Origin of the sequence: Pseudoalteromonas sp. CR1 (assembly GCF_019392235.1) — a bacterium.
In the GTDB taxonomy this organism is placed as follows: Bacteria; Pseudomonadota; Gammaproteobacteria; order Enterobacterales; family Alteromonadaceae; genus Pseudoalteromonas.
The window spans coordinates 1-279 of record NZ_JAHXRM010000170.1; the positions used below are offsets into that span (position 1 = coordinate 1).

At 60.9% G+C, this 279-nt stretch carries 1 protein-coding gene; it reads left to right on the top strand.

From position 1 onward, the window contains the following. A partial coding sequence (locus tag KZZ04_RS18965; RefSeq protein ID WP_219423808.1) for a winged helix-turn-helix domain-containing protein occupies positions 1–279 on the top strand: 279 nt, incomplete at both ends.

A 279-nucleotide genomic window follows, 5' to 3' on the forward strand; every position in this document is an offset into this window, starting at 1 on the left:
GGTCGCCCGGTTACGCACCCTGACCCGCCGCGGCCCCAGTCGCGAAGAAGAGCACCTGCACATTGCCGACCTGCAAATCGATGTACTGAAACGCCGGGTCACGCGTGCCGGTACACGCATTACCCTGACCAATAAGGAGTTCGCCCTGCTGCACCTGTTCGCCACCCACCAGGATCAGGTGCTGTCACGTTCGATGATCGCCTCGCGGGTCTGGGACATGAACTTCGACAGCGACACCAATGTGGTCGATGTCGCCGTACGACGCTTGCGCCTGAAAAT